18 protein-coding genes and 1 tRNA gene are annotated in these 24,936 nt (G+C 56.8%); 12 read left to right on the top strand and 7 right to left on the bottom strand.

Going from position 1 to position 24,936, the window contains the following annotated elements:
* Positions 1-60 precede the first annotated feature (60 nt).
* Positions 61-588 (top strand): hypothetical protein, encoded by a 528-nt coding sequence (locus DW806_RS07670; RefSeq protein ID WP_118647049.1) that lies wholly within the window; start codon positions 61-63, stop codon positions 586-588.
* A 167-nt stretch (positions 589-755) separates the two neighbouring features.
* On the opposite strand, the gene DW806_RS07675 is transcribed toward DW806_RS07670, so the two are convergent.
* Complete coding sequence (locus tag DW806_RS07675) at positions 756-2,066, bottom strand: DUF1015 domain-containing protein (protein WP_118729585.1); 1,311 nt, start codon at positions 2,064-2,066, stop codon at positions 756-758.
* Positions 2,067-2,275: 209 nt separating this feature from the next.
* Here DW806_RS07675 and ptsP point away from each other — a divergent pair, with 209 nt between their 5' ends.
* Complete coding sequence (gene ptsP, locus DW806_RS07680) at positions 2,276-3,991, top strand: phosphoenolpyruvate--protein phosphotransferase (RefSeq protein WP_118729586.1); 1,716 nt, start codon at positions 2,276-2,278, stop codon at positions 3,989-3,991.
* A 312-nt stretch (positions 3,992-4,303) separates the two neighbouring features.
* Here ptsP and DW806_RS07690 read toward each other — a convergent pair whose 3' ends face one another.
* On the bottom strand, positions 4,304-4,519 hold the full coding sequence (locus tag DW806_RS07690) for an alpha/beta-type small acid-soluble spore protein (protein WP_116705097.1): 216 nt from the start codon (positions 4,517-4,519) through the stop codon (positions 4,304-4,306).
* A 590-nt stretch (positions 4,520-5,109) separates the two neighbouring features.
* Between DW806_RS07690 and DW806_RS07695 the strand changes: the two genes are divergently transcribed.
* Genes DW806_RS07695 through DW806_RS07715 form a run of 5 tightly spaced genes read left to right on the top strand, consistent with a single transcriptional unit; the run spans position 5,110 to position 11,345 of the window.
* Entirely contained in the window at positions 5,110-7,041 is a 1,932-nt protein-coding gene (locus DW806_RS07695; protein ID WP_158578323.1) for an HlyD family efflux transporter periplasmic adaptor subunit, read from the top strand.
* 13 nt (positions 7,042-7,054) lie between these two features.
* Positions 7,055-7,792, top strand: a complete 738-nt coding sequence (locus DW806_RS07700; RefSeq protein ID WP_118564548.1) for an ABC transporter ATP-binding protein — start codon at positions 7,055-7,057, stop codon at positions 7,790-7,792.
* Positions 7,789-9,045: an ABC transporter permease gene (locus tag DW806_RS07705; RefSeq protein WP_117751170.1), complete on the top strand. Its 1,257-nt coding sequence runs from the start codon at positions 7,789-7,791 to the stop codon at positions 9,043-9,045. Before DW806_RS07700 ends, DW806_RS07705 begins: the two co-directional genes overlap by 4 nt.
* Before the next feature lie 21 nt (positions 9,046-9,066).
* Complete coding sequence (locus DW806_RS07710) at positions 9,067-10,776, top strand: S-layer homology domain-containing protein (RefSeq protein ID WP_118729589.1); 1,710 nt, start codon at positions 9,067-9,069, stop codon at positions 10,774-10,776.
* Positions 10,755-11,345, top strand: a complete 591-nt coding sequence (locus tag DW806_RS07715; protein ID WP_118729590.1) for a hypothetical protein — start codon at positions 10,755-10,757, stop codon at positions 11,343-11,345. The genes DW806_RS07710 and DW806_RS07715 overlap by 22 nt, the downstream gene beginning before the upstream one ends.
* A 182-nt stretch (positions 11,346-11,527) precedes the next feature.
* On the opposite strand, the gene DW806_RS07720 is transcribed toward DW806_RS07715, so the two are convergent.
* A tRNA-Pro gene (locus DW806_RS07720) sits at positions 11,528-11,603 on the bottom strand.
* 241 nt (positions 11,604-11,844) lie between these two features.
* On the bottom strand, positions 11,845-13,047 hold the full coding sequence (locus tag DW806_RS07725; RefSeq protein WP_118729591.1) for a dicarboxylate/amino acid:cation symporter: 1,203 nt from the start codon (positions 13,045-13,047) through the stop codon (positions 11,845-11,847).
* A 285-nt stretch (positions 13,048-13,332) separates the two neighbouring features.
* Here DW806_RS07725 and DW806_RS07730 point away from each other — a divergent pair, with 285 nt between their 5' ends.
* Genes DW806_RS07730 through DW806_RS07740 form a run of 3 tightly spaced genes read left to right on the top strand, consistent with a single transcriptional unit; the run spans position 13,333 to position 15,648 of the window.
* Positions 13,333-14,544 (top strand): M20 metallopeptidase family protein, encoded by a 1,212-nt coding sequence (locus DW806_RS07730; RefSeq protein ID WP_117490390.1) that lies wholly within the window; start codon positions 13,333-13,335, stop codon positions 14,542-14,544.
* Positions 14,541-15,227, top strand: a complete 687-nt coding sequence (locus DW806_RS07735; RefSeq protein WP_117490388.1) for an alpha/beta hydrolase — start codon at positions 14,541-14,543, stop codon at positions 15,225-15,227. The genes DW806_RS07730 and DW806_RS07735 overlap by 4 nt, the downstream gene beginning before the upstream one ends.
* Positions 15,228-15,237: 10 nt before the next feature.
* The gene (locus DW806_RS07740; RefSeq protein WP_118729592.1) at positions 15,238-15,648 is read left to right on the top strand and encodes a peptide deformylase; all 411 of its coding nucleotides are present in this window, start codon (positions 15,238-15,240) and stop codon (positions 15,646-15,648) included.
* 271 nt (positions 15,649-15,919) lie between these two features.
* On the opposite strand, the gene DW806_RS07745 is transcribed toward DW806_RS07740, so the two are convergent.
* The 3 genes from DW806_RS07745 to DW806_RS07755 form a co-directional block, all read right to left on the bottom strand.
* Positions 15,920-16,258: a histidine triad nucleotide-binding protein gene (locus DW806_RS07745; RefSeq protein ID WP_117490384.1), complete on the bottom strand. Its 339-nt coding sequence runs from the start codon at positions 16,256-16,258 to the stop codon at positions 15,920-15,922.
* Positions 16,259-16,326: 68 nt separating this feature from the next.
* Complete coding sequence (gene alaS, locus DW806_RS07750; protein WP_118729593.1) at positions 16,327-18,954, bottom strand: alanine--tRNA ligase; 2,628 nt, start codon at positions 18,952-18,954, stop codon at positions 16,327-16,329.
* A 1,117-nt stretch (positions 18,955-20,071) separates the two neighbouring features.
* Positions 20,072-21,439 (bottom strand): MATE family efflux transporter, encoded by a 1,368-nt coding sequence (locus DW806_RS07755; protein WP_118729594.1) that lies wholly within the window; start codon positions 21,437-21,439, stop codon positions 20,072-20,074.
* 339 nt (positions 21,440-21,778) lie between these two features.
* On the opposite strand from DW806_RS07755, the gene DW806_RS07760 reads away from it, so the two are divergent.
* Together DW806_RS07760 and DW806_RS07765 are read left to right on the top strand one after the other, a co-directional pair.
* Positions 21,779-22,642: an AraC family transcriptional regulator gene (locus tag DW806_RS07760; protein WP_118729595.1), complete on the top strand. Its 864-nt coding sequence runs from the start codon at positions 21,779-21,781 to the stop codon at positions 22,640-22,642.
* 68 nt (positions 22,643-22,710) lie between these two features.
* Complete coding sequence (locus DW806_RS07765; protein ID WP_118729596.1) at positions 22,711-24,933, top strand: ComEC/Rec2 family competence protein; 2,223 nt, start codon at positions 22,711-22,713, stop codon at positions 24,931-24,933.
* The last annotated feature ends 3 nt before the right edge of the window (positions 24,934-24,936 follow it).

The raw sequence follows: 24,936 nt of genomic DNA on the forward strand, positions 1-24,936 counted from the left end.
CCATTCTATATGCTTTAGCAAGTAGTAAAATTCAAATTTGCACAGAAAGGAGAACCGCCCATGCGCGCAGACGTATTCTGTAACGACAACCCGATCGGTACGATCGATTGGACCCCGGACGCCTGCGGCGTGCAGGTCAATCTCGACTGCGCTGTCTGCGGAGACGAACTGCTGCGCTGCTATACGGTCGTGAACGGAAACATCCTGCGGGTCGGTCTGCCTGCACCGGAGCATGGCCGTCTGCGCCTGCGCCGGCATCTCTCGCGGCAAATGCTGCATGAGACTGGCTGTGAGGGCGAACCCGAACGGTTCTATCTCGCGTCTGCGCCGGAGCCTTTGCCGCAGAGCAATGCGCCGCCCGAGCAGCCGCTTGTCACCGGAGATACGGTCCTGGACGCGCTTCTATCCAGCGAAAACGTGCAGATTCAGCCGACCGAGACCGGACTGCGTCTGCAATGTCCGTTCGACCCGAAAAAGCCGTTCGCACTGGCACCCGCCTTTGTGCTTTGCCGCACAGAAGGAAACACGGCAGTTCTGGAATGGAAAAAGGACGCAGCCGATGCGGCTGCGTCCTCTGAAAAGGCGTAACTTTAGGTAATACCGCATAATTGAACAAGAGTGATTTGCGAGTAAATTTTGCGTACTGATGAGGCACAGTTTTGCGGTAATACTTGATGTATTACCGTGAAACTGCAACAAAGTCAGGACACAAAATTTCCGCAAAGCACCGCCGCTTTAATTGTGCGGTGTTGCCTTTACTTTACGATGGTCTTGGCCTCCATGTAGTAGCGCTTCTCGTGCGCCTCGCCCATGGAGAAGGTCTTGCGCGGCAGAACGCCGTCGAAAACAACGCCGCGGAACAGGTCGTTCTTGGCGATGTCCGGCAGGATGAAGCCGAGGTTGCCCGGCTTTTCCGCCAGCGAAACAACAACGTCCGTGCCGTGGATGTAGTCGATCTTCGCAGAGGTGTGGGTCTCAAGATAAGCGTCCAGACCGGTCTGGATGGTAGCGACCGGAATGGCCCACTTCGGGTTCTCGACAACAAACACGCTCGACTTGCTCGCTGAGCAGAACGGGAAGAAGTGCGCGGTCTCGCTCTTGGGAGCCTCGTCGGCAACGTAAGCCTTGCAGCCTTCGCCGTTGTAGAAGTCGGTCAGTGCGCCGAGCAGTTCATCTGCGTCTACGCCGAACAGAGCACGGTGGATCGGCTCGATGATCAGGCTCTCGTCATGGATGTTGACAACCTCAACGAGTGCAAAACGTGCCGGATGGTTCTCCTGCTCCTCGGCAGTCAGGCCCTTCTTGACCTCTTCCCAGTACGCCTTTGCGGTGGCCATGGAGTGGTTGCCGTCGCCTACTGCATACGGCAGCAGCGCCTGTGCATCCGTGCAGCCGTACTTCTTGTTGAAGGTCTCGCGATCGCAGAGTGCTTCGAGCTTGGCCTCGATGACCTCGGTCTCCGGACCGTTCGGCAGGAACCAGCCGGTGATATGGCCGCCGTTCTGCATCAGGTCGGTATCGTACAGTTTGTCATAAGAGGCGGTCTGCTCGAACAGCGGCTCGATGATCTGACGGTCGGGATCGTCGATCAGGATCATAATGTGCGGCAGCTCCAGGCACGCACCCTGACGAACCTTGAGACGGGGCGGAATACGCTCGACAACCGTCTTTTCGGTCGGGCGGATGAGGGATGCGGAACCGGGCGTGTATTCATACGCTTCCAGATCGACCGACAGCACGATGCCGCGGCGCGGGCAGGAGCCGCCGGACCAGCGCTCGGTCAGAACGACGCCGGCGGGCAGGGTGCGCAGCGTGCCGTCCTGCACATACTGCTGCATGGTCTGATGGATTTTCTCCGTGCGGGCAGCAACGTCCGCGTCCTCCAGATAAACTTCCGGCAGGGTCAGACGCAGGGTAGAGGGTGCGTCACCGACGGTCTTATCAGTCTCGGCCCAGTAGTCCGGCTGAGAAGTGTACTGGTCGCAGGCGATGACTGCCCACTTGGACAGGTCCACGCCTTCACGCGGAAACATGATCTCGGGAATACGAGTGCAGCGATTAGCCATAATTATCCTTCCTCCAGTAGAAGTAGTGTGGAATGCCTCTATTATAGCAGACAAATCTCAAGTACGGCACTCGTTTTCCAAAAATAAATGTCGGTTTGCAGAAAAAACTTTATTTGCTTGACGAAAGTATAGGGATGTTGTACAATATAATATAGGTTTGGTTGCGAAATTTGTATAAAAATACAATCGTAAAAACGGAGGAAAACCCCATGGTTAAATTCAAGGCTATCGGCGTTTCGGAGGGTCTGGCGAAGGCAAAGGCTCTCGTTATCAAGGAAGAAGATCTTTCGGTCGTTAAGGAGACCGTTGCCGATGCGGAAGCCGAATGCAAGCGCGTTCTCGACGCAGTGGAAAAAGCCAAGCAGCAGATCGAAGTGCTGCGTGACGATGCGGAAAAGAATATCGGTGCGGCTGAGGCGGAAATTTTTGACGCGCATCTGATGATGCTCGACGACCCTGATTTTGTCGAGGGTATGACAAACATTGTAACGGATGAGAAGGTTTGCGCGGAGTACGCGTGCTTTGTCAACTGCGAGAACTTTCAGGCGATGTTCCGCGCGCTCGACGACGAATATATGCAGGCGCGTGCAGCAGACATCGGTGATATTTCTCAGCGGGTCATTAAGAATCTGAAGGGCATTGCGGACAACGCGATCGACACGATCACTGAGCCGTGCATTATTGTGGCGAACGACCTTACGCCGTCCGACACGGCGAAGATCGGCGGCAAGCCGGTTGCCGGTTTTATCACGAAGATCGGCGGCCGCACGAGCCATTCGGCGATCATGGCGCGTTCGATGGGCATTCCGGCGATTGTCGGTGCCGGCGAGAAGGCGGACGAGATCGCGGACGGCGACCTGCTGCTGATCGACGGCGCGGCAGGCGAAGTCGTGGCGCAGCCGGATGAGCAGACGCTTGCCGACTTTGCCGAGCGTCAGAAGGCAGATGCGGCGCATCGTGCCATGCTCGCGCAGTACAAGGATAAGGAGGGCGCGACCTCGGACGGCCGCCGTGTCATTATCGAGGGCAACATCGGTACGCCGGATGACGCAGTCCGCGTAGCGGAGCTTGGCGGTGAAGGCGTCGGCCTGTTCCGCTCGGAGTTCCTGTTCATGGATCGTACCGACCTGCCGAGCGAGGAAGAGCAGTTCGCCGCCTACAAGAAGGCGTGTGAGATCATGCAGGGCAAGCCGGTTATCATCCGCACGCTGGACATCGGCGGCGACAAAGAAGTGCCCGCACTGGCGCTGGAGCAGGAACAGAATCCGTTCCTCGGCTACCGCGCGATCCGCATTTGCTTGAATCAGCCGGAGCTGTTTCTGATTCAGCTTCGCGCGCTGCTGCGTGCCGCGCAGTACGGCGATCTGCGCATTATGTTCCCGATGATTTCGTCGGTGGATGAGGTGCGTGATGCAAAGCAGGTGCTCGAGCAGGCGAAGGACATGCTGACCGCGGAAGGCGTACCTTTCAACTCGAACGTCAAGGTCGGCATTATGGTCGAGATTCCGGTGGCGGCTGTCTGCGCGGATGTGCTGGCGAAGGAGGTTGACTTCTTCTCAATTGGCACGAATGACCTGATTCAGTATTCCTGCGCGGTGGACCGCATCAACGAGAAGATTTCCTACCTGTACCGTCCGCTGCATCCGGGCGTGCTGCGCCTGATCGCCATGACGGCCAAAGCAGCGAATGAGAACGGTATCGAAGTCGGCGTATGCGGCGAGATGGCAGGCACGGCCGGCATGGCGCCGGTGCTGTGCGGTCTCGGCGTGACCAATCTGTCCATGTCGGCATCCGCAATGCTGGCAGCAAAGGCAGACCTTGCAAAGCACTCCTACGACGAATGCAGGGAACTGGCTGACAAGCTGCTCGCGTGCGCAAGCGCGTCTGACGCAGAGCGTATTTTCACGGACTGGAGAGAGTCCTGAGCAAGAGTAAAAAGCCGCCGTTTCCCTGTGAAGCGGCGGCTTTGCACTGTTCGGATGGATAGAACTTGACTTGTATCGGAAAACGGATATCGCTTATCAGGATAACAAGCATTATCTGAGCAAATCCATGTCGTTTTCCTCGCCCGGTGCGACGCCTGTTTTGTTTTGGGCGCAAGCGCGAACGGCTGGATGAAATGGAAAGACAAGTGCGGCAGAACACTTGATGAGCTGTTCCGCAGACAGGCAGAGAAAGCATAAGTAAAGGGACACGGAATGATTCTGTGTCCCTTTTTTCGCAGGAAAGAGAAGCGTTTAGCCCTGGTTTGCCATATTCTGCTCGTAGGATTCGATCATCTTCTTCACCATCTGACCGCCTACGGAGCCGGCCTGACGGCTGGTCAGATCGCCGTTATAGCCCTGCTTGAGGTTTACGCCGACCTCGGCAGCTGCCTCCATTTTGAAGCGATCCATTGCCGCGCGCGCTTCCGGTACCATGCCCTGATTAGAACCATTTTTCGTGTTAGTCATGTTTGTTCGCTCCTTTTCGATTCGGTTTGGTGTGTTGGGTTTTGCTGATAGTAGGTTGCGCACCAAAGGTCGAAATATGAGATGCAAATGCTGTGACGGAAGCCAGAAAATATGATAAGCAAACGCGTTTTGCCAGCGCAGGAAAACAAGCGTTGAAAATTTGCTTTTGGACAGCGCATAAAACCTGCTCTGCTCATATAATAAAGAAAAGCACAGACATATACAGCCTTATTAGTTACGGTATATACTGCAGATGGGTTAGCTTATTCTAACTTATCGTTTCCGCCCGTCACCAGTCGTCCGGATGTGTTTTTCACTAAATTGTAAGCAAACATGTCTTGCAAGGATTTGTGCAATATGCTAATATGATGGTGATATATGTCCGATGCACAAATGTACAATATGCGGACACGGGAACGAATTCCGAGAAAGTCTGACAGCGATCGGAAGCGGCAGTGGAGGTGCCGCTGAAAAAGTCATATTCACTCAAATTAGGATGCTTAACCTTTTGCAAGCACAGATTTACGTGGGAATAAGGCGGCTATGCCGCTTTATCAATAATGGATAGAGAACAGAAAGGACATCATAGTATGAGTCAAAACGAGAAGAGGTTATTCGACAGACACAAGAAACAGGAAGAACCGCCTTTAGAGCAGACGCAGGCAGTGCCTGCGGTACAGGATGAAATCGCGGCAGAGCCTGCAGCCGAGGCGACGCCGAAGCGCAACAAATACGCAGACAAAATGAATCGCAAAAAGCGCAGACTGAGCAAGGGTGCGCGTATCGGCATTACGGCGGCGGCAGTTGCGCTGCTGCTTGGCGGCGGCATCTGGGCTGTGGTGAAATCCCGTGATGCGGGTACGGAGGACGTGACGCAGACCACGGCTATGGTCAGCTGCGGTGATCTGGAGACCTACATAGAGGGAAGCGGCGTTACTGCTGCAAAAAAACGCGAGGAACTTGGCCGGGAGGTTAAGGGCAAGGTAACACAGGTGCTGGTCGCCGAGGGCGACGAGGTACACACCGGCGATCCGCTGCTGGTGATCGACCCGACCGAAACCCGCAAGGAACTTGCGGATGCACAAAAGGCACTGACTGAGGCGGAACGCGGTGTCTCGGACGCGCAGCTGGAGGTCTCCAAGGCACAGTCCGACTTGAGCGCGGCGCAGAGAAAACTGAGCCGTCTGCACATTACGGCGCCGTTTACCGGCAAACTGATTCCGGCCAAGGATTCGGACGACAAGGATGTGTCCTTCCGTGTCGGTGAGCAGGTGAGCGAGGGTCAGGTCATCGGCTACATGGTAAATGACCGCCAGATGAAGCTGACGCTGGCGTTCAGCGCCGAATATGCCCGCAGCATTCGCACCGGACAGGCGGCCACGGTATCCATCGCTTCTGCGATGAGCGAGGTGAGCGGTACGGTATCGTCGGTCGAGACAACGCAGCAGATTTCGAGTGCGGGTGTGCGCGTTATCCGCGTCGGCATTACGGTGAATAACCCCGGTTCGCTGACAAAGGGCATGACAGCCACCGCGACGATCAATACCGGGCGCCTCGGTGCGATCTATCCGGCGAACGCGGGCACACTGGAATACAGCCGCGAGGAAGCCGTCACCGCACAGATGAGCGGCGAGATCATCAAGCTGAACGGCACAAGCTACAGCACCTACAACGGCGGTGCGCTTATTATGTCCCTGTCGAGTGACGCTTCTCAGGATGAGATTGCAGCCGCGCAGAATGGCATTGCGGCGGCAAACCGCACGGTTGACAGTGCAAAGACGGCTGCAAACGAAAAGCGGGCACACATTGCCGAACTGCAGCAGCAGATTCAGAACTCGACCGTTACCTCTCCGATGGACGGCATTGTTGTCAGCCTGAACGCGGTTGAAGGACAGGAGGCGACCGGCTCGGAGACGCTCGTTGTGGTTGCCGATTTGAATGATATTGTCGTCAACGCCGAGGTCTCCTCGATGGATATCGGCTCGGTGCAGCAAGGACAGCAGGCGACTATGACGATGTACGCGTCGGACGGCTCCGAGATTTCGCTGACCGGCGAGGTGCAGTCGGTAGCGCTGGAGCCGACACAGAGCTCCGGTGACGGGCAGGGCAGCATGCCGACCTTCAAGGCGGTCATTTCGGTGGATCCGCTGGAGGGACAGAAAATTTACAGCGGTATGTCGATCGAATATAAAATCACGACGGCCTCGTCCTACGGCTGCCTGATGGTACCGTCGTCGGCTATCGTCAACACGGACAGCGGCACAGCTGTATTCGCCAAGCCGCTGACGGACGAGAACGGAAACGAGATTCCGTTTGAGGAAACCCTGCCGATTCCCGAGGGTACCGAAGGTATTCCGGAGGATTATCAGCTTGTACCGGTTGAGACCGGTATTGCCGATTCGACCAACACGGAAATCCTCGGCGGTCTGGAAGAGGGCACCGAGGTATTCCTCGCCGGTCCGAGCGATCTGTACGCCGAAATGTCGGGTGACGGCATGTCCGCCGGTATGTCCGTCGGTTAAGGAGGGCGCGCTTATGTGGGAAAGAAACGCGCAGACTCCTGACACGGAGCGCCGCGCTGAATTGTTAATTGACGTTCAGCGCATGAGCAAGATTTACAACGAAGGAAGAGAAAACGAAGTACGTGCACTGGATGACATCTCGCTGCAGGTGCAATGGGGGGAGTTCCTGTGCATTCTGGGACAGTCCGGCTCGGGCAAGTCCACGCTGATGAACATTCTCGGCTGTCTGGATATTCCGACCTACGGCTCCTATCATCTGAACGGGCAGCCGGTCAGCGATATGAAGCCGTCTGTGCTGTCCGGTATCCGCAACCGGGAGATCGGGTTTATCTTTCAGGGCTTTAATCTGATTCCGGCGCTGACGGCGCTCGAAAATGTCGAGCTGCCGCTCATCTACCGCGGTATGCCGCGGGAGGAGCGCCGCCGTCTGGCACAGGAGGCGTTAGTCTCGGTCGGACTGGAAAAGCGCATGGATCACCGTCCGGGTGAGATGTCCGGCGGACAGCAGCAGCGTGTTGCGATCGCGCGGGCAGTGGCGGCAAAGCCGCCGATCATCATGGCGGACGAGCCGACCGGCAACCTGGATTCTGCTTCCGGTCTGGATATTATGCGCAAGCTGACTGCACTCAATGAGCAGGGAACCTCCATCATCCTCATCACGCATGACAACCATCTTGCACAGATGGCAAAACGCATCGTGACGATACAGGACGGCAGGATCATTTCGGACACGAAAGGAGGGGCCGTATGAATTGGATGCAGACGGTTCGTATGGCGTTCAAGTCCATCCTGAACAACAAGGTTCGCTCGATTCTGACCATGCTCGGCATCATCATCGGTGTGGCATCGGTTATCGCTATCGTGGCGTCGATTCAGGGCACGAGCAAGCTGCAGCGCCTGCAGTATGAGGCGATGGGCGTCAACCGCATCGACATCTACGGATACGGTGCGAAAAACCGCGACTGGCAGGAGTTTGAGGACTATATGACGAATGATCTGTCCGACAAAATCGCCGCATGGTCGCCGCAGAGCCAGTATTACGACTGGCAGAACAGCGGCATCCAGTACCGGGCCAAAAGGCTGGATAACAACGACAGCAACAGCGGCTACACCTATATGTACTTCGGCAACGAGCATTACGGCGAGGTGACAAGTCATGCGATTTCCGCCGGACGGGATATTTCCGCTGCGGACTGCCGCACGCGCGCCCGCGTCTGTGTGATCGGAGAAACACTGCGCAAGTATTTCTTCGGGGCGATGAGTCCGATCGGGCAGAAGCTGCAGATTGGCGGCAAGGGCTTTGAGGTCATCGGCGTGTATGCCGGCAAGTATGACGGTAAGCTGAATACAGACGATCAGATGATTGTGATGCCGTACACGCTGCAGAGCACGATGATGAGTGTATACGGCATGGCAGACCGCCAGTATATCGTGAAGGCGGCGGACAAGGAAGCGATTACCGAGCTGACAGACGAGCTTCTGCCGGGCTTTATGCAGGGCCGCTGCGAGGCGGGAAACGGATACTTTTCTGCTTCGTCGGACAGCCAGTGGCAGGAGCAGAGCGAGTCCTCCAACAACATGCTTGCGCTGCTCGGCGGCGGTGTCGCCGGAATCTCGCTGCTCGTCGGCGGTATCGGCATTATGAATATCATGCTGGTGTCTGTTACCGAGCGCACCCGCGAGATCGGTATCCGTATGGCAATCGGCGCCCGCAAGCGGGATATTATCGGGCAGTTTCTGGTAGAAGCCTCGGTGGTCTCGTGCTGCGGCGGTGTGATCGGCATTGTGCTCGGCTGCTTTCTTTCGGCGGTGTTGGGCAATCTGTTGCTCGCGAAAACGCAGAACAGCTACATGCCGACCGTGGAGCAGTTCACCGTACTGCCCTCTGCGGGACTGGTCATCGGCGCATTTCTGTTTTCTGCGCTGCTGGGTATCATCTTCGGACTGTATCCCGCCAATAAAGCCTCGAATCTGCAGCCGGTAGATGCGCTGCGGACGCAGTAAAAGGAAAGGACAGGTAGGAAAATGAAAAAAAGATTTGTCAGCCTGTGTCTGGCAGGCTTGATCATGGTTGCACCGGCTTCGGCGGTGTTTACCGATATTTCAGACAGCAGGGTATCGCAGACGGCCGCCGTTCTGGATGCACTGGGTATCATGCAGGGCGTAGGCGGCGGCAGCTTCGCGCCGGGCAAGGCGCTGACGCGGGCGCAGTTCTGCAAGCTGGCGGTTACTGCCATGGGTGTGACGGATGTAAGTCCGTATGCCAGCTACACGATTTTTCCGGATGTTAAGCATTCGCACTGGGCAGCGCCGTATATCAACGCGGCAGTACGCCATCCGGAGCTGAAGGAAAAGTCCATCATCCGCGGCTATGCGGACGGCAGCTTCGGCCCGGATAAGATTGTCAGCTACGGTGAGGTCTGCACCATGCTGCTGCGTATGCTGGGCTATAAAGAGGAGGACGTCGGTCCGTTCTGGCCTGCGGACTATATCGCGCAGGCACAGGCCATCGGTCTGACGGACGGTGTCACGATTGCGGATGCGCGTGCCGCAGTCAAGCGCGGAGATGCGGCGGTGCTTCTGCTGAACGCTCTGAATACGGATAAAAAGGGAGAAGAGGGCAGCACACTGCTTGACAAGGTCGCGTCCTCGACGGTCAAGGACTGCATTCTGCTCGAGACCGGAAAGACATACAGCGCCCTTGCTGCGGATGCGGCATTGTTCTATGAGGACGGTGTTGTGGATACGGAATCTCCCCGTAAGACCGCCGGTACGCTGGACAGCAGCATGATCGGCGTGTACGGCACGATCGTTATCGGCAAGGGCAGCAGCAAGGTTGCGGTCGGTGTGATTCCGAACGGCAACAAGACCGAAACTTATGAGGTTGTCAATGCGGCAGCGGATCGTATCGTTACTACGAACGGAACACTGCGTCCGGACCGTAAGACCAAGCTGTATATCAGCCGCGATCATGCCATGGGCGAGTATGAAAATGTATGGGCGAACCTGCAGAGCGGAGATACACTGAGCCTGTACTACAATGAGTACGGTGTGCTGCAGCTGATGGCAGTCCTGCCGAAAACGACAGCAGGCGCCGCGCACTCGTTTGTTTACGGTCTGGCGACCTCGCGCAGGATTCCGGCGGAGTATACGATCATCAAAAACGGTGCGAAGATCGACGCGAGCAAGCTGAAAAAGTACGATGTTGTGACGCTCGATGCCGCAAACCGTCAGGCGATCGTTTCGGATACCAAGCTGAGCGGAAAATATCAGACCGACTCGACAACGTACAGCCATCCCTCTCAGGTGGATATTCTGGGACAGAAATTCTCGGTTTCCTCCGAGGCGGCGGTAACGTTCAAGGATATGAAGCTGAACGATTACATCACGCTGCTGTTTGACGCGGACGGCAATGTTGCGGCTGCGTATCCGAAAAAGGACGTCAGCGCGGAGATGCAGGGCATTGTCACCAAAATTGGCGGGGAAAAGGCTACGGTCACGCTGACAAACGGTCTGACACTGCGGGATATTCCGATCGCCAAGGACGTAAAAACCGATGTGATGGGTCGTCTTGTTACGGTCAGCCAGTCCGGTGATGGGGCAGACCTGATTCGCCGCACGCTTTCCGGAAAGACCGCCGGAAACTGGTCTGTTGCGGAGGGCAAGCTGGGCGGTAACGCCGTTTCCTCCAAGGTGCGCGTGTATGTGAGGAGGTGCTCTCCGGCGCACCGCTGAACGCGATCAACGTCAGCGATATTGACCTGACCTCGGTTCCGGCTTCGCAGATTAAGTATACCGTGCAGGATAATGCAGGTACGGTTACGAATATTGTTCTGGGCGATGTGACCGGAGAAAGCTGGATTTATGGTATTGGCTATGGCAAGCGAGATAAGACGGATGAGGAAAATGGCAATTCTCCGGAATATGTTGTGCTTCGCCATTGGGACGGGGCAAAGCAGGAGGAAAGCACATTCCGTGTACTCACGCTGCCGCGCGGTCTGGGCGGTGTACCGATTGCAGTCCCCAGAGGGTACTCAACCGATGCAAGCATCGTCAATACCTCACTGGATACGCTCAAGCTGACATTGATCGACACGGTAAAGTCGTCTGCATTTGACGGTTCCTCCGGTGTCCGCACCAAGGACGGCTATTACGAGCTGGCAGAGAACATCGGCGTTTATATCTCGGAGCAGAACAGGTTTATTTCGCTGCAGACGGCGAAATCCAACTACACGAGCTTCCGCGTATACGCCAATAAAACGGCGGAAAACGGCGGGAAAATCCGTGTGATTGTCGCTTCGTGATTTGCTGTGTGCTGCGGCTATAGTTTTCTGTTAAATAATTGAAATTGCAAAACGGATGCTTCTCTGTGCTTGGAGAGGCATCCGTTTTGTTTCGGCTTGGATTTTAATGCAGTCTGCAAGATTCATAAACGCCACAAAAGCAACAAAAAACCGCCTATTCATTACGAATAAGCGGTTTTACATGGTCCGAGTGACAGGACTTGAACCTGCGGCCTCTTGACCCCCAGTCAAGCACGCTACCAGCTGCGCTACACCCGGATTTGCAACGGTCTATCAAACCTTGCCTAAATAGGATACCAAATCCGGAGGGAAAAGTCAAGTGTTTTGTGAAAATTCTTGCAGCAAATTTGCTTTGCAGCGCTTGCTTCCGGTGCGGTCGAAATAACCAACGCATACGCTGCACCGTATGCGATACACCGCACTTTTCCCATCATAGCACCTGTTTTCTCCCGATACAAAAAAGAAGCCCGCAAAAGCAGGCTCCTTTTCTCATATTTGATTACTGAACTTCTGCTGCCTCAACCTCACGCTTTTCCTCCGCGATATGATGCTTATTCGCGTAGCCGGTCAGAATAAGCGTCAGCGCGCCGTCGCCGGTGACGTTGCAGGCGGTGCCGAAGCTGTCCTGCAGGGCAAAGATGGTCAGCATAAGCGCGGTGCCGGTGCCGTCAAACAGCAGGATGCCGGTGATCAGACCGAGCGAAGCCATAACCGTACCGCCCGGCACGCCGGGTGCGCCGATGGCGAAAATGCCGAGCAGCACGCAGAACAGGATCATGGTTCCGATAGACGGAATCTTGCCGTACAGAATCTGCGAGATTGTCATGACGAAGAAAACCTCGGTCAGCACCGAGCCGCACAGATGGATGTTGGCGAACAGCGGAATACCGAAATTAACCATGTCCTTGCGCAGCACCGTGGATTTCTTTGCGCAGCGCAGAGCAACTGCCAAAGTCGCTGCGGAGGACATCGTGCCGACTGCGGTGATGTACGCTGGACCGTAGTGCTTCACTACTTCGATCGGGTTCTTGCCCGAGTATGCGCCCGCAACTCCATAGAGCAGCGCCATCCAGATATAATGACCGATCATAACGATGATGATGACCTTGATGAACACCGGAAACTGCTTGGTGATCGTGCCCTCATACGCCAGACCGCAGAAGGTGGACGCGATAAAGAACGGCAGAATCGGGATGATGATCTTGGTGACGATGGCGAGGACAATGTTCTGCACCTCGTCAAGCAGGGACTCCATCATCTTGGATTTGGTCCAGGTGATGGCCAGACCGACCATCAGCGACAGCGCCAGTGCGCTCATCACGTTCATGACCGCCGGAATCTCCAGCTGGAACAGTACCTCGGGCAGCTCACGCAGGCCGTCAACCTGCGATACGATCGACAGGTGCGGAATGAGTGCGTAACCGGCTGCCGTGCTCATCAGCGCCGCGCCGACCGACGACACATACGCGATAATGAGCGCAATACCCAGCATTCTGGATGCGTTGTGGCCCAGCTTGGTGATGGACGGCGCAATAAAGCCGATAACGATCAGCGGCACACAGAACGTGATGATCTGACCGAGCACCTGCTTGATCGTCACGACCACGTTCATCACGGCCTCGTTCGCCACCAGACCGAGCACGATGCCCACCGCAACGCCAAGCAGCAGCTTGAACGGCAGGCTGTTTAGAATTTTTTTCATACCTACATACTCCCTTTGTTTGCGTTGCATCTGGATGACATCGGCGGATTTCTCCTCAGCCTGTCACGCTGCCGCCAAGTTGCCATGTGGACACAATGATATACCTATATGATACAATTTACAGCGCGTTTCGTCAAGGCAAATACGGGAAATGGCTGCGCCAAATAAAAACAGAGCGGTTTTTTCCTGCAATTTATGGTATACTTAAGGCATACCACAATCGCTTCTGTTCAATTATGCGGTATTGCTGTAATATAGGGCAACACCGACAAGGGAGGTAAAACCATGTCACAAACCTTAACCATAACGGCGGAGCAGGTGCTTGCATCGGCAGAGCGCATCCGAGAGGATATTGTCCGCGACCGGCGGACACTGCACGCTGCACCCGAGGTCGGCACCGACCTGCCGAACACTGTAGCCTGCGTCAAAAAACGCCTGCTTGAGATGGGCTATCAGCCGCGCGAGCTGGCGGGTGGTGTCGTCGCAGAGATAACCGGCACCGAGACCGGCCGCTGTCTGCTCCTGCGCGCCGACATGGACGCGCTGTGCGTGACCGAGCAGACCGGACTGGATTTCGCATCCGCGAACGGCTGCATGCACGCCTGCGGCCACGACATGCACGCGGCGATGCTGCTCGGTGCGGCACAGCTGCTGCAGGAGTACCGGACGCAGCTGCAAGGCACGATCAAGCTGGTGTTTCAGCCGGACGAGGAGGGCTTTACCGGCGCAAAGGCCATGCTCTCGGCGGGCGTGCTGAAAGACCCGGCACCGCAGGCAGGCTTTGCGCTGCACGTCAATTCGGGCACACCGTCCGGACTGGTTCTGTGCGGACGCGGCACGTTTATGGCGGGCTGCACGCTGTTCCGCATCACGGTAAACGGCGTTGGATGCCACGGCGCAATGCCGGAAAAGGGCGTGGACCCGCTCAATATCGCAAGCCACATTTACCTGTCGCTGCAGGAGATCATCAGCCGCGAGATCGGTGCAAAAACGCCGGCTGTCGTGACCATCGGCCGCATGACCGGCGGTGAGGCGCCCAATATCATCCCGCAGACCGCGGTGCTCGAGGGCACCATCCGCAGCTTTGACCGCGACCTGTCCGCGCAGATCTTCACCCGCATCGGGGAAATCGCACAGTGTACCGCACAGGCGTTCCGCGGCACAGCCGTCACGGAAGAGATCGCGTCCGCGCCGCCGCTCAGGAATGACGTTGCGCTGACCAATCGTATGGCAGACCTTGCCGGTGCACTGTTCGGTGAAAAGCTGATCTATCGGATGGACGAGGGCGGCATGGGCTCGGAGGATTTTGCGTCCTACACCTACGATTTACCGTGCGCATACCTGCTCATCGGTGCAGGCACCAAGCAGGAAAATCCTGCGTTCGGTGAGCCGATGCACAACGAAAGAGTCGTGTTCAACGAGGATATCCTGCCGCGCGGTGCAGCGCTGCATACCTGGTGTGCGCTGAACTGGCTGGCAGACGAGGATAACGCGTGACAACCGAACAATTCTTTATCGAAAACACACCGGCGGTGCTGTACGGCGAGCCGTCGGACACGCTGTGGCTGTTCGTTCACGGGCAATTCGGCCGCAAGGAAGAAGCCCTTCCGTTTGCAGAAATAGTGGCTCCGGATGCACAGGTTTTGTCCATCGACCTGCCGAATCACGGCACACGCCAAAACCGGGATGAGGAATTTGCACCATGGACAGCCGCACCCGAACTCACCCGCGTGATGGCTTACGCAAGAGCACACTGGCGCGCGACAAACGTGCGCGCGACCAGCATCGGGGCGTATTTTGCGCGGCTGGCGTTTGCCGCACCGGAAAAAGCGCTGTTCGTGTCGCCCATCGTGGATATGGAGCGCTTGATCTGTGACAGAATATGCGCGGCAGGCATTACCGAGCAAATCCTGCGCGAGCGCGGCATGTATCCCGCAAGGGAAGGGGATATGCTCTCGTGGGACTACCTTTGCTGGGTGCGGGAGCATCCGGCAAAGGACTGGTACTGCCCGCAGTACATTCTCTACGGCGAAAATGACAGCATGACTGACTTGGCGACTATCCGCACTTACACGGCAAAATCCGGTGCGGAGCTGATCATCGTGCCGCAAGGCGAGCACTGGTTCCGCACACCGGAGCAGCTGGCTGTTATGGCCGACTGGGAACGCAAACATAAATAAGGAGCACAATATGATTCAGGAAATCTGCAAAGACGAGAAATTTTTAGCGCAGAAGGCCGAGCAGGCCACGCCGGACGATATCCAAACCGCAACCGACCTGCTGGAAACGCTCGAAGCGCATAAGGACGGCTGTGTCGGCATGGCGGCGAACATGATCGGCGTGAACAAGCGCATTATCGCGTTTGATAACGAGGGAACGTATATGGTGATGTTCAACCCGCAAATCGTCAAGCAGTCCGGCGGCTATGAGACCGAGGAGGGCTGTTTGTCGCTGACCGGCACGCGCAAAACGCGCCGCTGGCAATCCATCAAGGTGCAGTATCAGAACGAAAAGTTCCAGACGAGACTGAAAACCTTCACCGGCTGGATCGCACAGATTATCCAGCACGAAATCGACCATTGCAACGGCATCATTATTTAAGGAAAAAGCAAAATGTAAACCAACGCATACAAAAAGGCACACCAAACGGTGTGCCTTTTTTCTGCCGTTCGCGCAAGCGCAGGCAGCGGCGTACCGCAGTACGCCGATTCAATTCCCTGAAAAAGTCCGGCTCTGCCGGACTTTTTCTCCACTGCCCGTGCCGCAGCGGCACGGCCTCGTCCGTTGTGCGGACGAGAGGGGGATATCCCACAAAGTTTCTACGGAACTTTGTGGGTATCTAAGGGGGACAGCGTCCCCCTTAGAAGAAGGTTTAGCCCGGCGGCCAGGTCATATCCCGTCCGGAAAGGACGTGGAAATGCAGATGGAACACGCTCTGACCCGCCTGCTCTCCGATGTTGGAGACCACGCGGAAGCTGTCCATGCCGCGCTCCTTCGCAATCTTCGCGATAACCTCAAAGCAGTGCGCCACAACCGCGCTGTTGGATGCATCAACGGCGGCCACAGACTGGATGTGCTGCTTCGGGATCACGAGAAAATGCGTGGGAGCCTGCGGGTCAATATCGTTGAAGGCGTAGCAGAGGTCATCCTCGTACACCTTGCTTGACGGGATATCGCCCGCGATGATTTTACAGAACAGACAATCTTCCATGGAATGATCGCTCCTTTCTGAAAGGGGAGTGCCGCGAGAGCGTTCCCGCGGCTTTCCTCTAAAGTTTATTACAGCATTGCTTCAACGATGTTGTTGACAGCCTCGAGTGCTTCCTCCAGCTTTGCCGGATTCTTGCCGCCTGCGGTTGCGCTGTCCGGACGGCCGCCGCCGCCGCCGCCAACGATCTTGGCAACTTCCTTGATGATCTTGCCGGCGTGTGCGCCCTTCTTGACAGCTTCGGCGCCGCAGACACAAAGCAGGCTTACCTTGTCGCCGTTGACTGCGGAGAGAACAGCAACCATGTTCTCCTTCTTGCTCTTGATGTCATCGCCCATGGTGCGGAGCATGTCGGCAGATGCGTCATCCAGCTTGGTGGCAACCACGTCTACGCCCTTGATGTTGCGGGATACGTTGAACAGGTCAACCATCTGCATCGCAGCGACCTTTGCGCCCATCTTTTCGAGCTTTTTGTTGAGAGCACGCATATCGTTTACCTGCTGCTCAATCTTGGCAGACAGCTCGTTCGGATTGGTCTTGAGTACTGCAGCAGCCTCGTTGAGAACCGCCTGACGGTCGTTCATCAGCTTGAGGACAGCCTTGCCGGTAACGGCCTCGATACGGCGCACGCCTGCTGCAACAGAGGCCTCGCCGATGATCTTGAGCGAACCGGCCTTCGCGGTGTTGTCGAGGTGGGTACCGCCGCAAAGCTCGATGGAGTCACCGGCCTGTACCACGCGGACGGTCTGACCGTACTTCTCGCCGAACAGCGCCATAGCGCCCTTCTTCTTGGCATCGTCAATGCTCATTTCCTCGGTGATAACCGGGCTGCCTGCCAGAATTGCATCGTTTACCATATCCTCGACCTTAGCCAGCTCCTCAGCGGTCAGCGCTGCAAAGTGGGTGAAGTCGAAGCGGATATGATCGTTTGCAGTGTAGGAGCCTGCCTGCTCAACATGGTCGCCGAGCACGTTGCGGAGCGCCTTCTGGAGCAGGTGGGTGGAGGTATGTGCACGGCAGATAGCCTGACGGTAAGCCGCATCAACAGAAGCCGTAACCTCGTCCTCAACGGACAGCTCGCCCTCGGTGACAACGCCGATGTGCATATACTTGCCGTCCTTGGTCTTCTGAACATCGGAAACGGTCATTGCGCCGTTCTTGCCGGTGATAACGCCGTGGTCACCGATCTGGCCGCCCATCTCCGCGTAGAACGGGGTGCGGTCGAGTACAACGGTGATCTTCTCACCCTTGGCAGCTGCGCCGGAAACCTCGCCCTCGTTTACGATAGCCAGAATCTTTGCGGACTCCTCAAGGGTGGTGTAGCCATCAAATGCGGTCTTGATGGACTTGTCCAGACCCAGATCCTCGCTCTGCCAGCCGAGGTCGCCCATCTTCTTGCGGTCCTCACGGGCACGCTCGCGCTGCTCGTTCATCAGGCGATCGAACTCCTCGCGGCTGGTGGTCATGCCCTGCTCCTCGAGTACCTCAAGGGTCAGGTCGATCGGGAAGCCGTAGGTGTCATACAGCTGGAATGCGTCCGCAGCGGACAGCTCCTTGCCGTCGGAAGCGGCGATCTTGTCATTCAGGATAGCCAGACCGCTGTCGATGGTCTTGTTGAAGCTGGCTTCCTCGTTCTCGATAACCTTGTGGATATATTTCTGCTTCTCAACCAGCTCCGGATATGCGCCGCCGGACTCGTTGATAACGGTGGAAGCAACGTCGGACATAAACGGCTTGTCAATGCCGAGCAGCTTGCCGTGACGAACGGCGCGGCGCAGCAGGCGGCGCAGAACGTAGCCGCGGCCCTCGTTGGACGGGATAACGCCGTCGCAGATCATCATAACGGTGGAGCGGATGTGGTCGGTGATAACGCGCAGGGAAACATCGGTCTTATCGCTATCGCCGTAGTGCTTGCCGGCGATCTCGGAAACCTTGTTGGTGATGTTGCGCACAGTGTCAACGTCGAACAGGGAGCCAACGCCCTGTACCACGCACGCCAGACGCTCCAGACCCATGCCGGTGTCGATGTTCTTCTGCTTCAGCTCAGAGTAGTTGCCGTGGCCGTCGTTGTCGAACTGGGAGAATACGTTGTTCCATACCTCCATGTAGCGGTCACAGTCGCAGCCGACGGTGCAGCCGGGCTTGCCGCAGCCGTACTCGGGGCCGCGGTCGTAGTAGATCTCAGAGCACGGGCCGCACGGACCGGAGCCATGCTCCCAGAAGTTGTCCTCCTTGCCGAAGCGGAAGATACGCTCCGGTGCAATGCCGACCTCCTTGTTCCAGATCTCGAATGCCTCGTCATCGTCAACGTAGATGGACGGATACAGGCGATCCGGGTCAATGCCGACCCACTCCGGACTGGTCAGGAATTCCCAGCTCCAGTGAATGGCCTCGCGCTTGAAGTAGTCGCCGAAGGAGAAGTTGCCCAGCATCTCGAAGAAGGTGCCGTGACGGGCGGTCTTGCCAACGTTCTCGATATCACCGGTGCGGATGCACTTCTGGCAGGTGGTAACGCGGTGGCGCGGCGGCTCCTGCTCGCCGGTGAAGAACGGCTTCATCGGCGCCATGCCGGAGTTGATGAGCAGAAGCGACGGGTCGTTCTGCGGGATGAGCGAAAAGCTCGGCAGGCGGAGATGACCCTTGGTTTCAAAGAAACTGAGGTACATCTCGCGCAGCTCGTTGAGTCCTCTGTACTGCATATAAATTGATTCCTCCAAAAAAGAATTTACGGAAATAAAACAGAAAATGAAAAAAGCCTCCGCCCGGACTTCAAGGGCGAAAGCATGCTTCCACGGTACCACCTTGATTTGAATATGGGTATGCCATATCCATCTCGGTAATCCGGTATCGGGGATCGGACGGTCTGTTTCAGTTGCAGACTGCTCGGAAGTGGCTGTTTTCCGCACCGGACAAGGACTTGCAGCGAATGTCCTCTCTCTGAAGAACGGCGGATGGAAAACTCGTTTCCTCATCGCATTTTCTGTATTGCGTATCTATTATGCCACTTTTGCGGGCAGTTGTCAACTGAAATCGCGGAAAGTTGCGCTCTGCGGAGTGTGCGGCGCCCGCCGCTGGGGTGATGCGGCGCCCGCCGCGGGGGCAAAAAGGAAGGGACACCTGCGGTTTCCCTTCCTCTTTGAACTCCTGCCTTTCCCTTGTTTGTTAGTCTGGCGCAGATTACCGACATGTGACCGCTTTGAAAAGGAGTACGGCAGAGGATTTTTTCTTCCGTATCTTTCGCAACCTGTTCGCAGTGTCAGATACTGTTCTGCTACACATGTGATTTCATCTGCGCAGGCGCGACATAACCGTGTCGCGCAACCCTTTGGCGCGTTATAGCGCACGGCCCCTGCGAATTTAGGCGTTTGGTACAATTTATCTTCGCAGGTTCTGTCTATAACAACGCGCTAACGAGTTGCGCGGCACGGGTATGCCGCGCTCTGCTGGAAGTAAACCGTCTGTGTAGCAGTACGCTATCTGTGAACTGCGAATAGGTTGCGAAAGATACGCTGCGGTAACCCGACTGCCGTTCCCCATTTCGCAGCGGTCGCCGCTCTCCGATTTTCGCCGTGCTAATAGGGAAAAGGGGAGTTTCACAAGAGGGTGGAAACCGCAGGTGTCTACCCTCTTGTGCGCCCGCGCGGCGTCAGCGCAGTTCCGTTCGCTTCGCAAGCGAAAATCCCCCGGAAACCCGGTGCAGAAAAAAGGAGCCCGCCTTACAGCGAGCTCCAAAGAGAGAGGTAGGATAAATTCGATTTTAAGGCAATACCGCATAATTTCCGCAAAGCGCCGCTGCTTTAATTGTGCGGTGTTGGCTTAACCTTCCGCGGTATCCGGACGCGTAACCTTCTTGACCCACTTCCAGCTGTGCAGGCGGATAGCCACGGGAATGATCTTATACAGCTGATCCCACTTGAGCAGGAAGAACACGACAACCGGCGGGAACTTCCACCAGAAAGCTGCCATTGCCGAGAACGGCACGACGATAAGCCACATGCTGATGATATTCATCTTGGCGCTGAACTTGGTGTCGCCGCCGCCGCGGATGATGCCGTTATCGCATGCCATCTGGTACGAGGTGCCGACCGTTGTGATGGCGAGCACCATCATGAACTGCAGAGAATACTTGTACGCCGTTTCGGTGAGCGTACCGCCGAGCAGCGCAAGAATCGGTACGCGCAGAAGGAAGATCAAAAGACCCGAGCACAGTCCGATGGAGACGAACAGGACCTGCAGTGTATGTACGAGCGGATGCAGCCGCTGCTGATTGCCCTCGCCGATGGTGCGGCCGACCACAATGCCGGATGCGGACGCGGCGCCATAGCAGACAACCGACAGAACCTGATATACCTGCACTGCAATCGCGTTGGCAGCCGTGGCATCGCCGCCGAGATGGCCGAGGATACCGGTCTGTACCATCTGCGCTACGCCCCAGAGCGCCTGATTGATGAGCACCGGCAGGGAAACGTGCATGTAATCCTGCACATAGCTGGTGTCGATGTGAACCAGCTTGCGCAGGCTCAGATTGAGCTTGTGCTCCTTAAACTTCAGGTAGTAAATGACGATGAGCAGCTCCACACAGCGGGAAACCAGCGTTGCGATAGCCGCACCGCGCACACCCAGCTCCGGACAGCCGAAGTGGCCGTAGATCAAGCAGTAGTTCAGGCACACGTTGATGATGAGCGTCGAACCCGAGATCATGTAGCCGATCTTTACTACACCGATCGAGCGAAGAGACGCGACCAGAATATTGGTTATTGTAAAGATAATATAGGTAAAGCAGATGATCTGGAAATACTTTTCACCTTCCGCGATGACCGTCGGTGAGTTGGACAGCAGCGACAGCAGCTGGTGCGGGAAGAACAGTACAATGCCGAACATCAACACCGCCAGTGTACCGCCGAAGCGCAAAGCCACACCGATGATGTGAGGGATCGGCTCCAGCTTGTTTTTGCCCCAGTACTGCGAGCCCATAACGACCGCGCCCTCGCCTGCACCGACGACCAGCATCTGCAGCAGAAACTGCACCTGATTGCACAGGCTTACGCCGCCCATGGCATCCTGACTGTACCGGCCGAGCATCATGGTGTCCATCAGGTTTACGCCGTAGGTGAGCAGGTTCTGCAGCGCCAGCGACAGTGCCAGCACCATAAAGGATTTATAAAACGTCTTTTCCTTTATCATTACAACAACCCCTTTTTGTGGAGGCAACACCGCATAATTAAACTGCGACGCTTTGCGGTAATTTTGTGCGCTGATGTCGTTCCGACTTTTTGCAATACACAAAGTATTGCTGCAAAGCCGCGCCTAATCAGCACGCAAAATTCCTCACAAATCGCTCTTGTTTAATTATGCGGTGTTACCTAAAGCCGACCAAATGAGACAGACCGCAATATCTATCGTTCCGGTTCAGCTTTTTTACTTCTGCTAACAGCATACCGAATTTTCTTTGATTTAGCAATAACAAAATACTGCAATCTATTCATATTTTGTGCTATCATAGAAAGCAGAGGAGGGAATGCCGTGAAGGTTTTCAGTGAGCCGGGTGTGCTGTCGCGCTCGGAACGATTTTTCTCAACGCCGTCTGCGACCGCTCGGCGGCTGTTTTACTACGTCACCCGCGTGGGACATTATTACTACGATGCGCGGTATAATTTTCTCGACAGCTGCGACATCGCCCATCTGGAGAGCCACAAGAATCTCTTTCTGACCTACGTTCGCTCGGGTACGATGTACTTTGAGACCGACCAGCTCTACTGCGTCGAGCGCGGACAGATCGGACTGGTGGACTGCCGCAGACCGCATCATTTTTATACCAAGGGCGACGCGGAAGCGCTCTGGATTCACTTTGACGGCGCAAACGCGGAGGCATTTTTCGAGCAGATACTCGCGTTCCGCGGCGGCAGGCAGGTGCTTACGCCGCCGGCGAATTTACGCATCGAGCAGGAGCTGGCACAGATCATTTCCGGTCTGCGCACCGGCGATATGACCGAGCTGGACCGCTCGCAGCGCATCTACCGAATCCTGTGCGCGCTGCTGTTTCCGGCACAGGCGGGACCCGACCGGAAAAACGATGCCATTGCACAGGCGGTCAAGTATATCGGAGGACACCTGTTTGAATCGTTATCCGTGGAGAAGGTGGCGGACGCGGTCAGCTTGAGTCCGTCGCATTTCTCGCGGCTGTTCCGCAGCACGACCGGATTTTCCCCGCACGAGTACATTATGCTGCACCGGATTGACGAGGCAAAGGCCCTGCTGCAGTCCACGTCGCTTTCGGTCAAGGAGATCGCGTTCCGTGTCGGCTACCGCAGTGAGGTCAACTTTATTACAGCCTTTACCGAGAAAACCGGCGCAACACCGACCCGGTTCCGCAGAAATACGCTGTAAGGCGGTCTGCGGTTGCGGTGCGTTCCGGTCTTTGCTATAATAGTAGAAAAGGCAAGGGAGTGACCCGTATGCGAGAACGCCCTCTGGTTTATCTGGTGCCGCCGATGGCTGCCGCGCTGTACGCGGCAGTCTGCCTGGAGCTGCCGGTGCAGCTTGGCATTGCCGCGCCGATTGCGCTTCTGCTGGTGCTTGCGGCTGTGTTCCTGCGCCGCCACAAGTGTCTGCTGACTGTGTTTGCCGTGCTGGCGGCTGCCGCTCTTGCGCTGACCGGCTTTGCCGTGTTCCGGGATTTGCGGGTCGCGCCCATTCGTGCTTTAGCCGGCGAAACGCAGGAGATCACCGCGACCGCCTTGCGGGATGCCGAGGTGTACGATACTGACCAGCGCGTGCTGCTATCGGCGGAGACTGCAGACGGCAGGCGGTTTCGCCTGCGGTGCTACTTACCGGAAACCGAACCGCCATTGCTGGCAGGAGACAGGGTGCGTGCCGCGGCCACACTTTATGTGCCGGACACGCTCGGCGGCTTTGACCGTGCGGCGTATCAGGCGTCCGAGGGCTGCTATATCGCGGGCGCGTATGCGACCGACGAGGAGCACAATCCGGTAAAATTTGAGGTCTTAGATTCCAAGCGGGACAGCCTGCGCTTTGCGCCGCAGAGGATCGCACGGTTCTGCCGAAATGCGGTGCAGCGTGCCCTTCCGGAACGCGAAGCCGGTCTGCTGACCGGACTGCTGGTCGGCGGAAGCAAAAACCTGAGCGACACCGACCAGACGGCGTTCCGTATTGCCGGTTTAAGCCATCTGGTGGCCGTTTCCGGACTGCACATCGGCTTTCTTGTCGGGTTCTGCACGCTGTTGTTCGGCAAACGGTGGGGAACGGTTGTGTCCATCCCACTGGTGCTGCTGTTTGTGCCGGTCGCGGGAGCCACGCCGTCCGTGCTGCGTGCGGCACTGATGTACCTGACGGCCGCAGGCGGATTTCTGCTCCGGCGCCGGTCGGGCGGATTGAACGCGCTGCTGATGGCACTGGCTGTTCTGCTGCTTGTCAATCCGTACTCGATTGCAAGCGTGGGCCTGCAGCTTTCATTCGCGTCCACGCTCGGTCTTATCCTGTTCGCAGGGAAGCTGCAGCATGCACTCGAAAAGCCGTTTGCCGGTGCGCCGAAACTCGTGCGCAAGGTGCTTGCGGTCATCACGAGCGCACTCAGCTGCACGGTTTGCGCTACGATATTTACAGTACCGATTCTGCTGACCTCGTTCGGCGCGGTGTCCGTGCTGTCGCCCATCAGCAACCTGATGACGGTCGGCGTGACTTCGCTCTGCTTTGTGGGCGGGTTCGTGCTGTGTGTTGCAGCAGCGGTCTGTCCGGCGCTTGTGCCGATGCTCGCCGGACTGGTGCGTCCGCTCATAAGCTATCTGCTCTGGTCAGCGAATACCATCGCGGACCTCGGCTTCGGCACGCTGCACCCGAACAACACCTTCGGTCTGGCGGCGCTCGGCATCGTGTTCGCGGCGCTGCTCGTGTGGCTGACTGCCGGAAAGCACGTCAAATGGAAAGCCGTGCTGCCGTGTCTCGCTGTGGTGCTGACCGGCCTGTGTATCGCCGAGGTGCAGTACCAGAACGGCCACTATACGGTGACGTATCTGCCATGCGGCAGCGGTCAGGCCGTTCTGCTGAGCGACACCGAACACGCGATGCTCATCGACTGCGGCAGCTACCGGAATGCTGCGCGTCAGGTGCGCGAGTGGCTGCGCTGGAATGGTTTGAAGCGGCTGGATACGGTTGTGCTGACCGCGGTCGATCAGGGACATGCGCGCAACCTGCCGGAGCTGATGGAAACGGTCGAGGTTGGGGAACTGCTCATGCCCGCAGGCTGTCAGGAGCGCAAGACCAACGCCGATTTGCTTTCCTTCGTGCACGAGCGTGAGGCGCGGGAGATAAGCGAGCCGGTGACGCTTGCGAACCCGATCGCACCGGTGGAGATTTTCCCGATCACCGAGGGAAAACTGGCCGTAAGCATAGCGGACGAGGTGCTGATTCTGCACAGTCCGACCGAGAAACAGCTATCGGCCTATTTAGAGAAAAACACGCTGCCTGCCGCAGCGGAGCTGGTGATCAGCGCGAACCATCTGAGCAGCGGCGAAAGCATGGCACAGTACGCCGAAGCGGCAGGCGCACAGCATATCATCATTGCGGCGAGTTCGGAGAAGGGACTGCGGTCGCACAAGGGACTGGACGTGCAGAGCACCTATAGGGAAGGTGAGATCGCACGGCAGTTCAAAAAGGAGTAACAC

The sequence above is a fragment of the Butyricicoccus sp. AM32-19 genome (genome assembly GCF_003480365.1).
GTDB classification, from domain to species: domain Bacteria; phylum Bacillota; class Clostridia; order Oscillospirales; family Butyricicoccaceae; genus Agathobaculum; species Agathobaculum butyriciproducens.

Excerpts from the sequence above, each read along its gene's own strand:
- DW806_RS07670 (WP_118647049.1), top strand. The coding sequence starts at position 61 with ATGCGCGCAGACGTATTCTGTAACGACAACCCGATCGGTACGATCGAT.
- DW806_RS07675 (WP_118729585.1), bottom strand. The coding sequence starts at position 2,066 with ATGGCTAATCGCTGCACTCGTATTCCCGAGATCATGTTTCCGCGTGAA.
- ptsP (WP_118729586.1), top strand. The coding sequence starts at position 2,276 with ATGGTTAAATTCAAGGCTATCGGCGTTTCGGAGGGTCTGGCGAAGGCA.
- DW806_RS07690 (WP_116705097.1), bottom strand. The coding sequence starts at position 4,519 with ATGACTAACACGAAAAATGGTTCTAATCAGGGCATGGTACCGGAAGCG.
- DW806_RS07695 (WP_158578323.1), top strand. The coding sequence starts at position 5,110 with ATGAGTCAAAACGAGAAGAGGTTATTCGACAGACACAAGAAACAGGAA.
- DW806_RS07700 (WP_118564548.1), top strand. The coding sequence starts at position 7,055 with ATGTGGGAAAGAAACGCGCAGACTCCTGACACGGAGCGCCGCGCTGAA.
- DW806_RS07705 (WP_117751170.1), top strand. The coding sequence starts at position 7,789 with ATGAATTGGATGCAGACGGTTCGTATGGCGTTCAAGTCCATCCTGAAC.
- DW806_RS07710 (WP_118729589.1), top strand. The coding sequence starts at position 9,067 with ATGAAAAAAAGATTTGTCAGCCTGTGTCTGGCAGGCTTGATCATGGTT.
- DW806_RS07725 (WP_118729591.1), bottom strand. The coding sequence starts at position 13,047 with ATGAAAAAAATTCTAAACAGCCTGCCGTTCAAGCTGCTGCTTGGCGTT.
- DW806_RS07730 (WP_117490390.1), top strand. The coding sequence starts at position 13,333 with ATGTCACAAACCTTAACCATAACGGCGGAGCAGGTGCTTGCATCGGCA.
- DW806_RS07740 (WP_118729592.1), top strand. The coding sequence starts at position 15,238 with ATGATTCAGGAAATCTGCAAAGACGAGAAATTTTTAGCGCAGAAGGCC.
- DW806_RS07745 (WP_117490384.1), bottom strand. The coding sequence starts at position 16,258 with ATGGAAGATTGTCTGTTCTGTAAAATCATCGCGGGCGATATCCCGTCA.
- alaS (WP_118729593.1), bottom strand. The coding sequence starts at position 18,954 with ATGCAGTACAGAGGACTCAACGAGCTGCGCGAGATGTACCTCAGTTTC.
- DW806_RS07755 (WP_118729594.1), bottom strand. The coding sequence starts at position 21,439 with ATGATAAAGGAAAAGACGTTTTATAAATCCTTTATGGTGCTGGCACTG.
- DW806_RS07765 (WP_118729596.1), top strand. The coding sequence starts at position 22,711 with ATGCGAGAACGCCCTCTGGTTTATCTGGTGCCGCCGATGGCTGCCGCG.